Source organism: Corallococcus praedator (assembly GCF_003612125.1).
Taxonomy (GTDB): domain Bacteria; phylum Myxococcota; class Myxococcia; order Myxococcales; family Myxococcaceae; genus Corallococcus; species Corallococcus praedator.
In genome coordinates this window covers 1-938 of record NZ_RAWI01000766.1, presented here as the reverse complement: position 1 = coordinate 938, position 938 = coordinate 1, and the positions used below count along the sequence as shown (strand labels likewise).

The 938-nt window shown below is 73.1% G+C and carries 1 protein-coding gene; it reads right to left on the bottom strand.

What is annotated here, in order from left to right; all coding sequences use genetic code 11:
* On the bottom strand, nt 1-938 hold a 938-nt coding region (locus tag D7Y13_RS41595; protein WP_120631066.1), incomplete at both ends, for a tetratricopeptide repeat protein.

Sequence of the window (938 nt, the reverse complement as noted above, 5' to 3'; positions counted from 1 at the left end):
TACTGGGCGGTGCGCTCGTCGTCGCCGCCCTTCTCCTGGTAGCGGGTCAGGTAGGCCAGGGCCTTCTGGAGGCGCTCCAGCGTGTCCATGCCGGCGGGCTCCAGGTCCAGGTGGAGGATGGCCAGGTTGAAGTACGGGTCCTTGCCGTCGGGCTGGAGCTGGAGCACGCGCTCGTACTCGGCCAGGGCCCGGGGAAAGTCGCCTTCACCGCGCAGGGCGTTGCCCAGGTTGAGGTGGGCGGCGGCGAAGTCCGGCGCGGCGCGCACGGCGGCCTCCAGCTCCACGCGGGCGGCGGGGTAGTCCTCGCCCTCGTTGAGCAGGGCGCCCAGGTTGTTGTGCGCCTCGGCGAAGTCCGGACGCAGGGCGATGGCCTGACGGAAGCGCTCCAGCGCCTGCGGGCGCTCCTTGAGGCCCAGGTGCACGAGCCCCAGCGCGTTGAGCGTGGCCGCGTCCTGCGCGTCGATGGCCAGCGCGTTGCCCAGCACCATGGACGCCAGCTCGTACTTGCCCTCGCGGGCGTACACCTGTGCCAGCACCTGCATCGCGGGCACGTGCTGCTCGTTGGCCTGGAGCGCGCGGCGGGCCTCGGTGACGGCGGGCGCGTGCTTCTTCTGCAGGAGGAGCGCGAGCGCGAGCGCCGTGCGCCGGGCCACCGTGTCCTCCTTCGTCAGCGACTCGCGCAGCTCCGCTTCCAGGGACGCCACGCGGCCGGTGCGCGCGGACAGCCGCACGAGGCAGTCCCAGGCGGCCTCCAGGGAGGGATCCAACGTCAGCGCCTGCCGGTAGGAGCGCTCCGCGTCGGGGAGGCGGCCCTGGCGCTCCTGCACGATGCCCAGGTTCGTCCACGCGGGCGCGAGCTTGGGCGACTTCTCCAGCAGGACCTTGAGCGCGGTCTCCGCCATGCTCAGCTCGCCGCGCCGGGCGATCTCCACCGCGCG